Annotated in this window: 14 protein-coding genes and 1 tRNA gene; all 15 read left to right on the plus strand. The window is 33.0% G+C overall.

Annotation, left to right across the window (positions count from 1 at the left end):
* Nucleotides 1–6: 6 nt before the first annotated feature.
* The 15 genes from K9N40_04380 to K9N40_04450 all read left to right on the plus strand — a co-directional run bounded on the left by K9N40_04380 (nucleotide 7) and on the right by K9N40_04450 (nucleotide 15115).
* Nucleotides 7–2718: a peptidylprolyl isomerase gene (locus tag K9N40_04380; GenBank protein ID MCF7813697.1), complete on the plus strand. Its 2712-nt coding sequence runs from the start codon at nucleotides 7–9 to the stop codon at nucleotides 2716–2718.
* 18 nt (nucleotides 2719–2736) lie between these two features.
* A complete protein-coding gene (locus tag K9N40_04385; protein MCF7813698.1) occupies nucleotides 2737–3636 on the plus strand; it encodes a GGDEF domain-containing protein in 900 nt (299 codons plus the stop codon).
* An 11-nt stretch (nucleotides 3637–3647) separates the two neighbouring features.
* Nucleotides 3648–4316, plus strand: coding sequence for an HAD family phosphatase (locus K9N40_04390; GenBank protein MCF7813699.1), 669 nt, complete (start codon nucleotides 3648–3650; stop codon nucleotides 4314–4316).
* Entirely contained in the window at nucleotides 4313–5530 is a 1218-nt protein-coding gene (locus K9N40_04395; protein MCF7813700.1) for a glycosyltransferase family 4 protein, read from the plus strand. Before K9N40_04390 ends, K9N40_04395 begins: the two co-directional genes overlap by 4 nt.
* Nucleotides 5527–7095, plus strand: coding sequence for a 5'-nucleotidase C-terminal domain-containing protein (locus tag K9N40_04400; protein MCF7813701.1), 1569 nt, complete (start codon nucleotides 5527–5529; stop codon nucleotides 7093–7095). The genes K9N40_04395 and K9N40_04400 overlap by 4 nt, the downstream gene beginning before the upstream one ends.
* 81 nt (nucleotides 7096–7176) lie before the next feature.
* Nucleotides 7177–7983: a hypothetical protein gene (locus K9N40_04405; protein MCF7813702.1), complete on the plus strand. Its 807-nt coding sequence runs from the start codon at nucleotides 7177–7179 to the stop codon at nucleotides 7981–7983.
* A 5-nt stretch (nucleotides 7984–7988) separates the two neighbouring features.
* Nucleotides 7989–8450 carry a hypothetical protein gene (locus K9N40_04410; protein ID MCF7813703.1) on the plus strand — a complete coding sequence of 154 codons (462 nt, stop codon included), beginning with the start codon at nucleotides 7989–7991 and terminating at the stop codon, nucleotides 8448–8450.
* A gap of 19 nt (nucleotides 8451–8469) precedes the next feature.
* The gene (locus K9N40_04415) at nucleotides 8470–8925 is read left to right on the plus strand and encodes a hypothetical protein (GenBank protein MCF7813704.1); all 456 of its coding nucleotides are present in this window, start codon (nucleotides 8470–8472) and stop codon (nucleotides 8923–8925) included.
* Between the two features lie 10 nt (nucleotides 8926–8935).
* Nucleotides 8936–9223: a hypothetical protein gene (locus K9N40_04420; GenBank protein MCF7813705.1), complete on the plus strand. Its 288-nt coding sequence runs from the start codon at nucleotides 8936–8938 to the stop codon at nucleotides 9221–9223.
* A gap of 13 nt (nucleotides 9224–9236) precedes the next feature.
* The gene (locus K9N40_04425) at nucleotides 9237–9563 is read left to right on the plus strand and encodes a rhodanese-like domain-containing protein (GenBank protein MCF7813706.1); all 327 of its coding nucleotides are present in this window, start codon (nucleotides 9237–9239) and stop codon (nucleotides 9561–9563) included.
* Nucleotides 9564–9644: 81 nt separating this feature from the next.
* Nucleotides 9645–11366 carry a GGDEF domain-containing protein gene (locus K9N40_04430; GenBank protein MCF7813707.1) on the plus strand — a complete coding sequence of 574 codons (1722 nt, stop codon included), beginning with the start codon at nucleotides 9645–9647 and terminating at the stop codon, nucleotides 11364–11366.
* Nucleotides 11367–11463: 97 nt separating this feature from the next.
* A tRNA-Phe gene (locus tag K9N40_04435) sits at nucleotides 11464–11539 on the plus strand.
* A gap of 154 nt (nucleotides 11540–11693) precedes the next feature.
* The gene (locus K9N40_04440; GenBank protein ID MCF7813708.1) at nucleotides 11694–11945 is read left to right on the plus strand and encodes a redoxin domain-containing protein; all 252 of its coding nucleotides are present in this window, start codon (nucleotides 11694–11696) and stop codon (nucleotides 11943–11945) included.
* A 69-nt stretch (nucleotides 11946–12014) separates the two neighbouring features.
* Nucleotides 12015–12413: a redoxin domain-containing protein gene (locus K9N40_04445; protein ID MCF7813709.1), complete on the plus strand. Its 399-nt coding sequence runs from the start codon at nucleotides 12015–12017 to the stop codon at nucleotides 12411–12413.
* 143 nt (nucleotides 12414–12556) lie between these two features.
* Nucleotides 12557–15115 (plus strand): tetratricopeptide repeat protein, encoded by a 2559-nt coding sequence (locus K9N40_04450; protein ID MCF7813710.1) that lies wholly within the window; start codon nucleotides 12557–12559, stop codon nucleotides 15113–15115.
* Nucleotides 15116–15254: the final 139 nt, after the last annotated feature.

A 15254-nucleotide genomic window follows, 5' to 3' on the forward strand; every position in this document is an offset into this window, starting at 1 on the left:
TATAAAATGAAAATTATTTTAAGTATAATATTACTAATTTCCAGCCTAACACTTTCTTCACAAATTATTGCAGAAGTAGGAACTTATCAGATATCTCAGCAAGAACTTTCGGAAGAGATGAATACTTTTGCCGATGTAGATGACCTTACCTACAAACAAGTACGTCAGATGGCATTGGATAATTTGATCGAAAAATATATTTTGATAAATTATGCGGAAGAAAATAATATCGAAGTTGATGATGTAGAACTGGAAGCATTTTTCATGCGGGAACTTGGGGATCTTCCCCGCTTTCAAACCAATGGGCAATTCAGTGTGGCAAAATATAGAGCATTCCTGGAAACAGCAAATGGACAAAGCATAAAAGCCGAAATGGAAAAAGAAATTCTGGTAAATAAAACCAGAACTCTCATCAGAAATAGTTATAATATAGCCGATGAACAACTGCTGCATCAGTTTTTGATGGAAAAGATCATCATTGATCTGGGATACGCGATTATCGATGTGGAAGATGCAAATGTAACAGATAATATTTCCCTGCAGGAAGCGGAAAGATATTATATTCGAAACCGTTCTAAATATGCTGAAACAAAAAAAGTTAAGCTGGAATTTTTTCTCATATTCAAAGACGATTACAAAGATTCTGTTGAGATCACAGTTCAAGAACGCCTGAAAAAACTTTCGGAAATGGATTCTACCCTCACTTTGGAAGATATCGAAAAATTACGTTCCGTTTTTACTTTGGAAGAAGCAACCGAAAGAGCATTGAATAGCACCAGACAATTGTTATTTCAATGGTCGAATGACGTAGAAATTTTAATCCCTATTTTAGAAAGTCCATATCTTGAAATCGATGAGAAGATAGGAAACATTCCAAATGAAATTATTAAGCAAGCCTTCCAAATGCGAAAAGGAGAATTTTCTGAACCTATTGATATTGGAAAAGCTTTCATAGGTTTTAGAGTAAAGAATATCAAAACAGTAAAAAACCCCAACGAAACGGAAGTGGCAAATTTAGTTTGGAAGGATTTCCTGGAACAAAAGAAACGATCATTTTCCGATTACCGGGAATTTTTTGACAATAATATCGATAAATTTACTTTGGATGTTGCAGTTGTAAATATTGTCAATATCTCAGAGCCACCCAGATTTTCATCAATTACAAAGCAGGAATTCGTGGAAAATGTAAGAAGTTCTATCCAGGAAAACATCAACGATCCCTATATAGTTCAGGATGTTTTAGAAAAAAACGGACTGGCAGTGAACACCAGAATATTGTATCTGGAAACGTTTGAAAACAAAAACATTGTGGAAAATGTGATTTCAAATATGGTGAAAAATAATAGCACCTACGGTTTTCTTCCAACTACAGAAGGTTTGGTATTTTTCCAGGTTCTTTCTTATTTTCCCAGCTATATTCCTCGCTACGAGGACATTCGAGATCAGATGCCTAATTTCATTGCCATCTCTAAAACAGATACTACAGAATTTAGAGAATATTACAACGAACACAAAAAAGATTTCATGAGTCCAGACAGCTTGAAGTTGGGTGGAGTGCATTTTGATATTTCAACGATCGCCGATACTTTGAATATTGAAATATCTGAAGACGAATTGATGGAAGTTTATCAGAAGGATATCGATTCCTACTATCGCAAAAGATCAGTAAAATTTGATTTTATTTATGTGAAAGATGAAAATATGGCAGATAAGATCAATGATTATCTACTGCAGGGATACCCATTTTCTTTGCTAAAATTCAGTTTTGCCGAACCTTATCGAATTAAAAAAATAAATTCTGAAAAAAATGAAAATATCATTCTTGATGATCCGGTTCAATACGACGATTTGCCGCGAGTTCTACGCGAATCTTTATCACGCATGCTGGAAGGCAGTATCTATCAACCAGTTCATTTCGATCACGGCTGGTTCATTTTGAACAAGATCAAAGAATTTGGTGCTGGCATTATTCCTTTTGAAGAGATAAAACCAGAAATTGCAGAAGAGCTGAAACAAGTCTATGCAGAACAAATTGCCTATATGAAAGCCAAAACGATCTTCGATTCAACCAGCTATTATTCACATCTTTTCAAGTATTTAGAAGATAAGGATATCTTTGAAACAGAATACCAAAATGCAAACGATGATTTTGAAATTCTTGGTTCTTTACAAGAATACAAGCGTGATCTGATGCGGGTTTGGAGAAATGAAAAATTCAGCAGCATTATCGAAACTGAGAATGGTTTTGCAGTTATTTTTGTTCTGAAAAAACATTCAGCTTCTCAACAAACATTTGAAGAATCTCTTCCGGCTATAGAAAGCGTTATTGCCGCAAACAGCCGCTTTGAAAACGCAAAGGAATTTGTAAACGTTCTCAGAGATTCAATAATGAAGGGAGAAAATCCTGATGATCTAATGCTGTTTTTTGGAGGGTGGAAAAGAGCTCGTAATTTGAACTTATCCAGCACGATTCCAGGTGTAAACTTCAGCAAAGATATCATGACAGATATTATTAATCGGGAAGAAAATTATTGCAGTCCCGTGATTGCAATTAGTGAAAATCAACTTCTTTTCTATTATATTGAACGTTACGAAAAGCCTGATAATACTGACTTTGTGGAGAACAAAGAGAAGTTTAAAAGTAAATACATTGATAAAAGATATCACGATTGGCTATCGCAATATCGCGCAAAATTGAATATTGAGATTTTTAACTAATTTTCTGGGAGGATCAGTTTGAAAGATCGTAATTATCAAAATCTTTTGGATAATCTTTATGAAGGTGTGTATTACGTCGATCTAAATCGTAAGATCAAGTATTGGAGCAAAGGAGCAGAAAATATTACCGGATACAAAAGTGAAGAAGTAATCGGAACATATTGTGGTGAGCGTTTCTTAGCTCATACCGATCTTGATAATCATCCTCTTTGTGAAACCGGTTGTCTGGTTTTGCAAACCTTGCTGACTGGTACTTACTGTAAAACTGAAGCTTATCTTAAACACAAAAAAGGGCATCGAATACATGTTTCTGTGCGAGTTTCTCCCATGTACGATACAAAAGGGAATATTATCGGGGCTACTCAGATCTTTACGAATAATGATTATTATCTGAGCAAAAAAAGCGATGAAGAAGACGAATCTTATGCGCTGTATTATGATAAAATGACCAGACTTCCTACAAAATACAACATGAAATTGAAAATAAAATCAAAGATTCAAGAATTCCGTCGTTATGGTTGGAAATTCGGCCTTTTCTTATTGGAAGTCGATGACTTCGTAGAATATAAAAGGAAATTTGGTCCCGAAAAAACCGATGAATTAATATTGACGATAAGCAAAATTTTGAAAGCAGATCTTCGTCCTTTCGATATGCTCTCTCGCTGGCAGACAAATCAATTCATGATTTTGATGGTGAATTTGAAAGAAGAAAACTTGAAAATGCTGACAGAACGACTTAGAAAAACTATTAAAAAGAAAGGAATTCCAGGTGTCCAAAAAAACAAAGAAATGAGTTTTTCAATAGGAGCTACTATAGTTAGTGAAGGCATCACAATCGAAGAAATTTTAGATAAAGTATCAAAATTTAAAAATATCAGCCAGGAAAATGGTGGAGATATGGCCACAATAAATTTCTGATTGTGTTTTCAATGAAAGAAAATCTTAAAAGAAGTTTTGCAGCAGTAATATTCGATATGGATGGCGTTCTGCTTGATAGTGAACCGATCTATAGAAAAATTCAGGATAATTTTTTTGCTGAATTGGGCTTTTCAGTTTCCGATAAGGAATATGATGAATTCATTGGATTGGGGCTGGAAAATATGTGGAAGATGATAAAAAGTAAACGTGAAATTCCTTATGATATTCCCAAACTAATTACTATGAATAACCAAAAAATATTGGATTTCATCAAAGATTTGAATGATTTAAATTCCATGCCAAATCTTTTGGAATTCTTAGAAATATGTAAGAAAAATAAACTTAAAACTGCTGTTGCTTCCTCTACCAATTTACAAATAGTAAAAACGATTTTAAAGAAATTGGGAATTCATGAGTTTTTTGATGAGATAATTAGTGGTGAACAGGTCGAAAACAGTAAACCAGCTCCAGATATTTTTTTGCATACAGCTTATTTACTGAATATTCCTCCTGATAAATGTCTGGTTGTCGAGGATTCGGAAAATGGAGTTACGGCGGCAAAATCTGCCGGCATGTACTGTATTGGTTTCAACAATCCCAACTCTGGAAAAATGAATCTCTCCAGGGCTGATATTGTTGTAGATAATTTTTATGAAATAACAGGAATGTTCAAGCAATGAAAATACTACATGTATTAGCTCAAAAACCTGGAATGACCGGTAGCGGAATCTATCTGCAATCAGTTGTAAATGAAGCAGCAAAAAAAAATTACGAGCAAGCAGTCGTAATGGGAATTCATAAAGATGAATCTTTCGATTTCCCGCAAAATGTAAAAGTTTTTCCCGTACTTTTCGAAACCGAAGAATTGCCCTTTTCGGTAGTTGGAATGAGCAATATAATGCCTTATGAAAGCACACGTTATTGCGATATGAACGATGAGATGATTTCGTGCTGGAAAAAGGCATTTGGCAGGCAAATTGAAAGAGCTGTAAATAATTTGAAACCTGATGTAATCTTGTCACATCATCTCTGGATGCTAAGTGTTTTCGTAAAAGAGCGATTTCCACAAATTCCAGTAATAGCAATAACACACGGTACCGGTTTGCGACAGATGGAATTTGCTGAGGAAATGGGAAAATACGTAAGATCAGGATGTGATAAAATCGACCTTATTTTATGCCTGAATGAAATCCAAAAACAAAAACTGAAAGAAAAATATAGCCTTCCCGAAGAAAAATTTGTAATAACAGGTACAGGTTACGATTCCGATATTTTTTATTTAAACAGAAAACTGAAACCCGAAACTGTGAGAATGGTTTATGCTGGAAAACTTTCCCGAACCAAGGGTGTTTTTTCTTTGATGAATGCACTCCATAAAATAAAAATTGAAAATATTTTGATGAATTTTATTGGTTCTTCCGGTAAACATAATACGGTAGAACTTCTGGAAAAAAGTGCTGAAACCTTCCATTCGATAATTTTCAGTGGAGCCTTACCACAAACTACTCTGGCAAAAATATTCAGGAAAAGTGATCTTTTTATTCTGCCTTCCTTTTACGAAGGCTTGCCCTTAGTTCTCATTGAGGCAATTGCCTGTGGAATGAATGTGGTTGTTAACGACCTGCCGGGATTGCGCGAATTTTTGGGAGAAGAATATTGTGAAAGTCCTTACGTCAGTTTTGTTACTCTACCTCGTATGAAATCCATCGATGAGCCCTATAAAACCGATCTTGCAAAATTTGAAGCACTGCTGAAAACAGCTATCGAAACCCAAATCTATCATATTGCAGAACATCAGATAGCACCCAGAAACCTTATCGAAAAAACGGTTGGACGCTGGACCTGGTCGAAGCTCTTCAATAAAATTGAGACTCAAATAAATAAATTGGTATGAAGAAAAATCTTATTTTTTTCATATTGATATTTCCATTTTTTCTTTTTTCTCTAATTGATACTCTTTTCGTTCTAAATACCACCGATATTCACGGTCAAATTTTCCCATATGATTATTATCTGGATGAACCAGCTGATTATGGTTTGGCAAAAATTCATACGCTTGTAAAAAAATATCGCCGATCTCATCCAGATATTATTTTGTTGGATTCTGGAGATTTATTTGAAGGCTCTTTTTTTGATCATAAATATCTGGCTGAAAATCCTGATATAATTCATCCTTACATAAAAGCTTTTAATATGATGGGTTACGATGCTTTTACACCTGGAAATCATGATATAGAAACTGGCAGAGAAATTTATGGGACAGGCAGAGATGAATCTGGATTTCCCTGGTTGGCTGCAAATTCCGTTATTACTCCATGGCAGACTTATTTTTTACCCTATTTTATCAAAGAAATAAACAATATAAAAGTCGGAATATTGGGGATTTCAACTCCATCATTAAAAAGATTAAAGCAAGATGATAAACCTGAAATTTGTTGGATGGACATTGAAACTACATTAGAGGAATTTTTACCTGAATTACGATCTCAAGTCGATATTCTTATCGGATCATTTCATTTTGGTTTAGAAGAATTGGAAGCACTGCCAGACTTTGCCAACCAATTTGATGTGATGTTTGGAGGACATATTCATAGTACTATTCCAGCAATAAATGATACAATTATTACAACTTCTGAACCTGTACAGATTATTTCTGGAAATCATGCGAAGTCATTGGGAGTGGTAAAATTAGTTTTCCAAAAAACTGATGATACATTCCAAATTATCGAAAAATCTGCCTGGAATGAAAATATAAAAAATGAAGTTCCTGCACCAGAATTCCAAGTATTTCAGGATTATCATCAGGAAAAGATTGAATTTATGAATCAAACTGTGGGAATTATTCAAGATACACTTACGACCGTTTATTCTCGCAGGCAAGACAGTGCTGTCTTAGAAATGATTAACCATGCTCAAATGCAGTTTGCAGATTGTGATATTTCGTTTACTTCTTGCTTTGATGCATCATTAGTTTTTGCACCTGGAATAATAAATTACAAGGATATTTTAAGTCTTTACAAATATAAAAATAAATTGTGTGTTGTAGAATTAACAGGAAAGCAAATTAAGCAATATCTGGAATATTGTACCAATTATTTTCTTTGGCAAGATGATCAAATTCAGATTAATCCTGAAATGAAAGGTTATAATTATGATGTAGCTGAAGGTTTGAACTACGAAATTGATGTTTCAAAACCTGTTGGAAAGCGGATAATCAAACTTCAATTAACTGCAAATGATAAAGATCTTGTTCCAGAGAAAAAATATAAAGTTGCTATGAACAATTATCGAGCTTCAGGAGGTGGTGGACATCTAAAGAATATTGGAGCTGATCAAAATAATATTATTTCTACTTCGGAAAAAACGATTCCGGAAATCTTATTGGAATATGTTTCCAACAAAAATATTATAGAAAATGAAGTTGATTCGAATTGGTCTATTCTTCAATATTCAAAGTAATATTGACATTTTTTTTGGGAATAATATAATTTGTTAGTTGATTTTTTATTTTTATGAATACTTGATAAAGTGAGGTGTAAAATGAAACGAATTATTTTATTGGTTATGTTACTGTTGAGTTTATGCTTGTTTGGTCAAACCAAATTGAAAGAAAAAAATGAAAACAGCGAAGAAAAAGTAAAGAAAACTGAGCAAAAACAAGAAATCAACGAAGAAAAGAAAAAGGTAAAAAATAACCAACCAGGAAAAGAAAAAGATTCAAAACAAACAAGTTATCAAAAGACAAAGCAGGACGATGATGAAAAAGTCTTCTGGCAACAAAGCAAAAAAGGCAATCAGATCAAAACCGAGGAAAAAAGATACAAGAAACCTGTAAATGTAGATCAGATAAAACAAACAAAACAATGGAAACATCCTAATGCAGATTCCGAAATGAAACCTCTAAAATTTAAAAAACATCATCACAAACCTTTGATTAAAATTCCTCAACAGCAGGAAATTCACTATAATTCTTCGGTGGAATATCACTACACTATTCATCCTGTTTTTCTTTATCGTGGAATGTGGATAAGATATTATTTTATACATGATAACGGATTTTTTTTCTATAATGGTTATCCCTATTATGTTTATAACAATCATATTCATCGATATAGTTTTGATGATCAGGGATTTTATGATCTTGTAGATAGCGATACAGATGAAGTTTATGCAACTTTTTACGGAAGAAATTTAAAAGAAAGTTACGATAGAGCTGCAGAAATTCGAGACCTTATGAATAATGAAGAAGGCTATTATCGCTATTTCTGTGCTGAAAGATTTGAATACGATCCTGATTATTACTATGGCTGGGATCCTGCAGATTTTCCAGATTGGTATTGGGAGTAAAATAAATGGGTTCTCAACAAATTCTGCTTCTAGTTCTTGGAGCTATTATTATTGCTGTTTCCACAGCTGGAGCAATCGGTTTATTTAAGCAGAATTTAGTTTCGGAAAACAGAAAAGCTATCCTTTCGGATTTACAGCAAATGGCTGCTCATGCAAATGCCTATTACAAAGCTCCTCTCAATGTAGGTGGAGGCGGCAGACTCTGGGTTCCAAAGGTGAATGGAGTTTATCAGGGAAATCGTTGCGGTTTATGGCTCAATTATGCCGGTTATGAAGAACATAATTCCGGTGATACTTTCATCACTGATAATGGAACATTTTTGATGTGGATAAATTCTTATACAGATGATGTTCTGAAAATCGAGGGAACGGGAACTGAAATTGGAAGAGATGGAGAAAATCCAGTAAAAGCCAGAATGAAATTGACCGGAGCAACAGGTCAAATTGAATTTACGGTACTTAATTAAATAGTGGAATAACAAAAAAATGAAACAATTTTTGCTGGTTTGTATAGCTGTTATCATTCTCGTTGTGGCTATTGTAGGAATTACATGGTTAATTCAACAAGATATTGTACACGATAATCGTGAAGCCATGATAACCGATCTAAACAAAATGGCAAAAAGCGCTCTTGAATATTTCAAATCACCGGTTTATATTGGAGGTGGCGGTGGTAAATGGGTTCCAAAAATTGACGACGAATATCAAAAGGCAAGATTAAATTTATGGTTAACACACGCTGGATTTCGCCAACATACAACTGAAAACACCTTTATAACAAATAACGGCATATATGAAATGTGGTTAAGATCTTACGAAGATATTCTTTTAAACATCGAGGGAACGGGAATCGAAATTGGAAAAGATAATATTAATCCTGTTAAAGTACTACTTAAAATTTATGGACCTACTGGTGGTATATCAATAGAAATTTTAAATTAAGGAGGGGATAATGGATTCAAAAGAAGTTCAAACCGGTAAGAAGGAATTACCTTGGTACACTGTTACAATGTTGTTAACCGTGCTGGGAGCTATTTCGATATTTATGCTGTTCGGTGTTTATTTCTACAAAGAACATGGAATCGTTTTCTGGAGTATCATCGTATCCTGGATAACTATTCTCCTGGGAGCTACACTGGAAATCGGCAGACAGGAACGCCTTCGCAGAGATCTTAACAAACAAAAAAATAAAGAAATTGCCGAATTGAAACAGCAGATAGAAGAACTACAAACAAAATAGTTTGGAAGTTTTTATGAGTGAAATCATAAATCTGTCACCCAGAGAAACTAAAGATTTAATTGATAACAATATCTCAAATAAAGATTTTATCATTTTAGATCTTAGAAGTAAAGCTGCTTTCCAAAAAAAACACATACAGAATGCAGTACATTTAGATTATCATGCAGATGATTTTGATGATAATCTTGAAAATTTAGACATATCAAAAACATATCTAATTTATTGTGATGGAAATGCCAAAGCAAACATTACTTCTGAAATGTTGCAAGACCTTGGTGCAAAAAATATCTATAAGCTTGATGGTGGTATGATACGATTGTATAATGAATTTGATTTGTGAAAATTTTACGCAATGAATTAAATTCTTGCACAAAAAATGTAAAAAACTTAATTGGATAAAAAAAATATTTATTTGGTGAATATGAAAATTTCTAGAAAGTTGTTATTGGTACTTTTTATGATCATTTTCAAATTGGTTTCTGCCCAATTTGATCTTGATACTCTCAGTTTTAATTATAACAGCCTTCCAGAAAATGAAAAAGCTGAACTCTTGAAAGACGTTGGTTTGGGATATGTAAATTTGAACGATTATTCCAAAGCATTAGACTACTTCAACAGTGCTTTAAAGATCTACAAAAGCACAAATGATGAATCCGGGCTTTCTGATATTTCCAATCATCTTGGAACGATACACAATAAATTGGGAACATACGAAAAAGCATTAGAATTTCATTTTGAATCCTTAAGGATCGATGAGAAACTGCAAAATAAGCAGGGTATCGCTCAATCGCTCAATAATATTGGGATCGTCTATCAGAATTTGAAAAAATATGCCGAATCTTTGGAATATTACAATCATGCTCTTCAAATAAATTATGAGATCGATGATCTTGATGCTGCCAGCAAAACATTAAACAATCTTGGAAATATTCTGCTTTCATTAGAAAATTTTAGTCAAGCTCTGTCATATTATCAAAGATCCCTGACTTTAAAAGAAGAATTGGAAAATGAATATGGAAAAGCAATCACCTTGAATAATATTGGAATGGCATATCAAGGGTTAAACAGCTTTAACCAGGCTATGCAGAATTTTGAAATGTCACTTCAGATCATGAAGAATTTAAACGATTCACATGGAATGGCTTCTTCTTACTACCATATTGGTCTATTGTATTACCAACAGAATAATTATTCATCTGCACAGAATTACTTGGATAGTGCGCTTAGCTATGCCATTATGGGAAATGAATTAAACATCCAAAAGAATTGTTATAACCTTCTGGCAAGAATACACGCCAGCAGAAACGAATTTGAACAAGCCTATAATAGCTTCAAAATGTACGTAGACATGAAAGATGCTCTTTTCACCGAGCAGAACAATCGAAATATTACTGAAATGAAAATTCGCTATGAAACCGAAAAGAAAGAAACAGAAATAAATTTATTACAAAAAACCGCAGACCTGCAGAATTTCATGGTAAAGCGTCAGCAGATATATTTGATCATCTTTGTAGTAGGATTTGTTATTCTTGCAGTATTAGCATTTTATGGATATGCTCAATATCGTCTTAAATCTCGTTCATATAAAATTATTGAAGACCAAAATAAGCAACTGAAGGAAGTCAATGATCAAATTAGAAAACTATCTAAAACAGATGCACTCACCAAACTCTTGACCAAACAGGATATACTTGAAAAGATAAATTATGAGGTTGTTCGTTTCAAAAGAAACAAGAAAACTTTTGTTTTAGCACTTTGCGATATAGATAATTTGCAATCAATAAACGATCGTTTCACTACAGATTGCGGTGATCTGTTATTGAGATCGATCGCAGAACTGGTTCGAAAAAGATTGCGTAGTCAAGATCATATCGCTCGTTGGACTGGAGGAAGTTTCTTGATCTTGCTTCCTGATACCGACTTAGCCGGAGCCAAAGTAGCAGCAGAAAAAATTCGCAGAGAGATCAAGAATTTCGAGATGATTTACGGTAGATATACAGTTAAATCCACAGCAACCATCGGAATTAGTTCTTACGCTTCTACAGAAGATATGGAAACATGTTTGAAGAATGCGGATAAAGCATTACATTATGGAAAGAAGAATCACAAAAACTGTGTAGTTGCTTTTGAAGAATTGAAATAATTTTATCATACAATATCACTTTTTTATTGACACTAATAACCCCGATTTTGTTCTGTCCTTTCTATCAAATCAGGATTTAATGTTATTCTGATTTTGTGGCGGGATAGCTCAGTTGGTAGAGCAGAGGCCTGAAAAGCCTTGTGTCCCCAGTTCAAGTCTGGGTCCTGCCACCATTTTTTTTATTTATACTTATCATCCTTTCCTAATAACAAATATCACAACTGTTTAATATACATATTTTGCAACAACTTACACAAATTTATTAATTGACTGCTTTCATAATTTTTCTGAAATGAGAGTTAGAAAAAATATTTGAAGGAGAAGCCTATGGCTGAAGAAATGAAAATAGGATGTGCACGACCAACTGGAGGACCTATTGGAGAAAAGAAAGCTGATGAAATCAAAGAAAAAACTAAGAAGAAAGATGAAGGGGGAAATATGATCAAGGTTGGACAAAAAGCACCGGATTTTACAGCGCCGGCGTATCAGGATGGAAAATTTATTAATATCAAATTATCGGATTATCTTGGAAAATGGGTTGTACTTTGTTTTTATCCTGGTGATTTTACTTTCGTCTGAGCTACCGAAGTTTCAGCAGTTGCTGATAAATATCCGGAATTTCAAAAATTGGGAGTAGAAGTTCTATCTATGAGTGTAGATAGCGTTTTTGTTCATAAAATGTGGAACGAAACTGAACTTTCCAAAATGGTAGATGGTGGGGTTCCTTACCCAATGTTGAGTGACGCAGGAGGTAAAGTTGGAACTATCTATGGTATTTATGATGAAATAGGTGGAGTTGAAACACGTGGTCGTTTTATCATTGATCCTGATGGAGTTGTTCAGGGTTTTGAAGTGCTTACTCCGCCTGTCGGCAGAAACGTGAATGAAACTTTTCGCCAGATTCAAGCTTTTCAACTGGTGAGAAAATCCAAAGGTACAGAAGCTACTCCTTCCGGTTGGAAACCCGGAAAAATGACCTTAAAACCCGGCCCTGATCTGGTGGGAAAAGTTTGGGAAGTATGGACAACTGACAAAGCATTTGATTAGTTTTACATCAAAATAGTTTATAAGAAAACAGCCTTGAAACTTCGGGGCTGTTTTTTTTATTAGAAAACTTTGTCTAAAACTAATTGACACCTGCAGGTATAAAATTTTCTATTTGATTAGGAAATTTTTGTGAAAGAGTAGAAATGAGAATAATTGATAATGTAAGCTATAGAAAAATATTTTATACTTGTTTGATTTTAATTTATCTCATCCCGTTACTTTCTAGCGTTCAAGTAGAATCATCATACATTGAACCTGAATTAATAACTGATTTTGAAAGGATTGAGATATTATTGGAAGATGCTGAAACTACAAGGGAAATTGATCCTCAAAAAGCCATAGAAATTGGAAATCAGATATTCAATTTAGCAAAAACTATCCATTCAGACTCACTACAAATAGAAGCTCTTATCTCACTATCAGCATCCTATACAAGACTTGGTAATTATTCTAGAAGTAATGAAATTGGCAATAAAGCTTTAAAGAAATCTGAAGAAATCAAAAACAATTTTTTGATCTCAAAAACTTTAGAACGCTATATTTTCAACTCTATTGTTTACAATGATTTAACAACAGCTTTTGAAAAAAGTTCTTATCTTCTAAAAGTAAATTTCGAGAAGAGTAATGAATTTGTTGGTTTAGCATACAAATATTTTGGTGATATTTTTTTTAAAATCAGAAATTATGAAAAAGCTCTTGAATATCATAAACTATCCTTAGAGTTTTTTCAGAATAACAAGCATAAATCTGAATATATCCTGAAAAGTAATATTGGTTATCAATATCAAGAAATAACCTCCATTGGCATGGATTATCAAGAAAATGGAGAACTAAACAAGGCTTTAGAATATTTCTTTATCTTACTTGATATAACTACACAGGAAGATGTTTACAGCAGAGCAAGAGCTTTAAATCATATTGGAGTAGTCTACATTATTCAGGAAAATTTTGATAAAGCACTTGAATATTGTGAACAAGCTTTGCAATTATTCAAAATTGAAAACAAACTCCATAGAATGGGTAATATATATAACGATTTAGCCAGAATATATTTTTTAACAGGTGATTTTCAAAAGGCTTTAGAATACAATCTAATCTCTCTGGAAAATAGAAAATCACTTAATCTTACAATTTTAGTAGCCAGTTCATACAGAAATATTGCAGACAATTATTTAGATTTGGAAAATTTCGATGAATCTGAACGATACTATAAATTAGCTTTGAACGATGCAACTAAGATGAATGACCTTGTTTTGCAGAAATATGTTCATGAAAAAATGGCTAAATTATTTGAAGAAACAAACAATTTTGAAAGATCTTTAGCACATTACAAAGATTATCTTAGTTTATATAAAGTTCTATATGATCAAGATCTTCAAACTAAGATGGTTAACGAACAATTCAACCTTGAAATCACAACGATAGAACAGGAGAATCAAATATTAAAAAAAACTAATACAAACTTAAATCAGGAAGTCTTAAAAACTAAAAAAATAAGTTCATCTTTGATGTATGGATTGATCTTAGCTTTGGTCACTTTGATCTTCGCAATAGTCATTTATTATGATAAGAGAAAATACAGTAGTAAACTTGAACGTGAAGTTGCTGAGAAAACAAAAGAACTTAACAATTCAAGATTGGTTCTGAAAAACATTGGTAGTGAAAAAGATCAGCTTCAATCTGAGATGTTGAATCTCAGATATACTTTTGAAAACCTTTTTCAAAACCTGGGAGAAGGAGTTGCAATTATTTCTTCAGATGAAGAATTTTTATCGGCAAATCCTGCTGCTGAAAATATTTTTGGTATGAAATCCATGAATTTGAATGGAAGAAATTTAAATGAATTCATAAGCTTGGAAGAGAAAACAAAAATTCAGGATAAAATCTTAGATTTTTCTGATAATAAAATATTATCCACCGAATTAACAATAAAAAGACAAAAGAACGACGAAAGATATTTAATTTTAACAGCAACTCCAATTACAAATAGCGACGGAAAAGTAATTTCAATTTTGGGTATTTTCAGAGATATCACCGAAAGAAAATTAGACGAAGATAACAGAAAAAGAATGCTCAAGAATAATCTAATACTTCTTCATGAACTAGAGCATCGAGTAAAAAACAATCTTCAACTAATTTATAGTATTGCCGGATTGCTTTCAAATTACACCAAGGAAAATCCAAATCTTCTGCTAAAGAAATTTAAGAGCTTGATTTATGTTATCGTACTGATGCAAGATTTAGTCCTTCCAGAAGACAAACACATAATAGACTTATTTAGCTTTATTAATTCTATTTATACAAATCAATTATCCATGATTCCAAATTCCGCTATTAGAATTAAATTCATAAATGAAGTAGAGATAAAAGAAATTAATATAAATTATGCTACTCCACTGGGAATGATTATAAACGAGTTAATATCAAATTCCATTATTCATGGTTTCAAAGATAATAAAGAGCCCAAAATCATCATCAAATTCTATTCCATAGATGAAAAAAACATATTGGAATATTTCGATAACGGAATTGGTTTAGATAAAAAAATTAATATTTCGAATCCGGACAGTTTCGGTTTTAATCTTATTAACTTGCAGGTTCGGCAACTAAAGGGAAAATTGGAAATAGAAAGTTCAAAAGGTTTTAAGTTAAAATTGACATTCAAAAACTTGAACTTGAGCACGTATTCCGTGATCAAATAAAACTAGTGTCATGTCAAGCTTGACAAGTCGCAAGGGATGAGAATAATTGTCTCACAAAAGTGAGGTGATTATGATAAAGTACAGAGTGACGCTAAGCAAGGCAGAACATGAAGAACTTGAGACTATTGTTAGTAAAGGC

Source organism: Candidatus Cloacimonadota bacterium, from assembly GCA_021734245.1.
Lineage (GTDB): Bacteria > Cloacimonadota > Cloacimonadia > Cloacimonadales > TCS61 > B137-G9.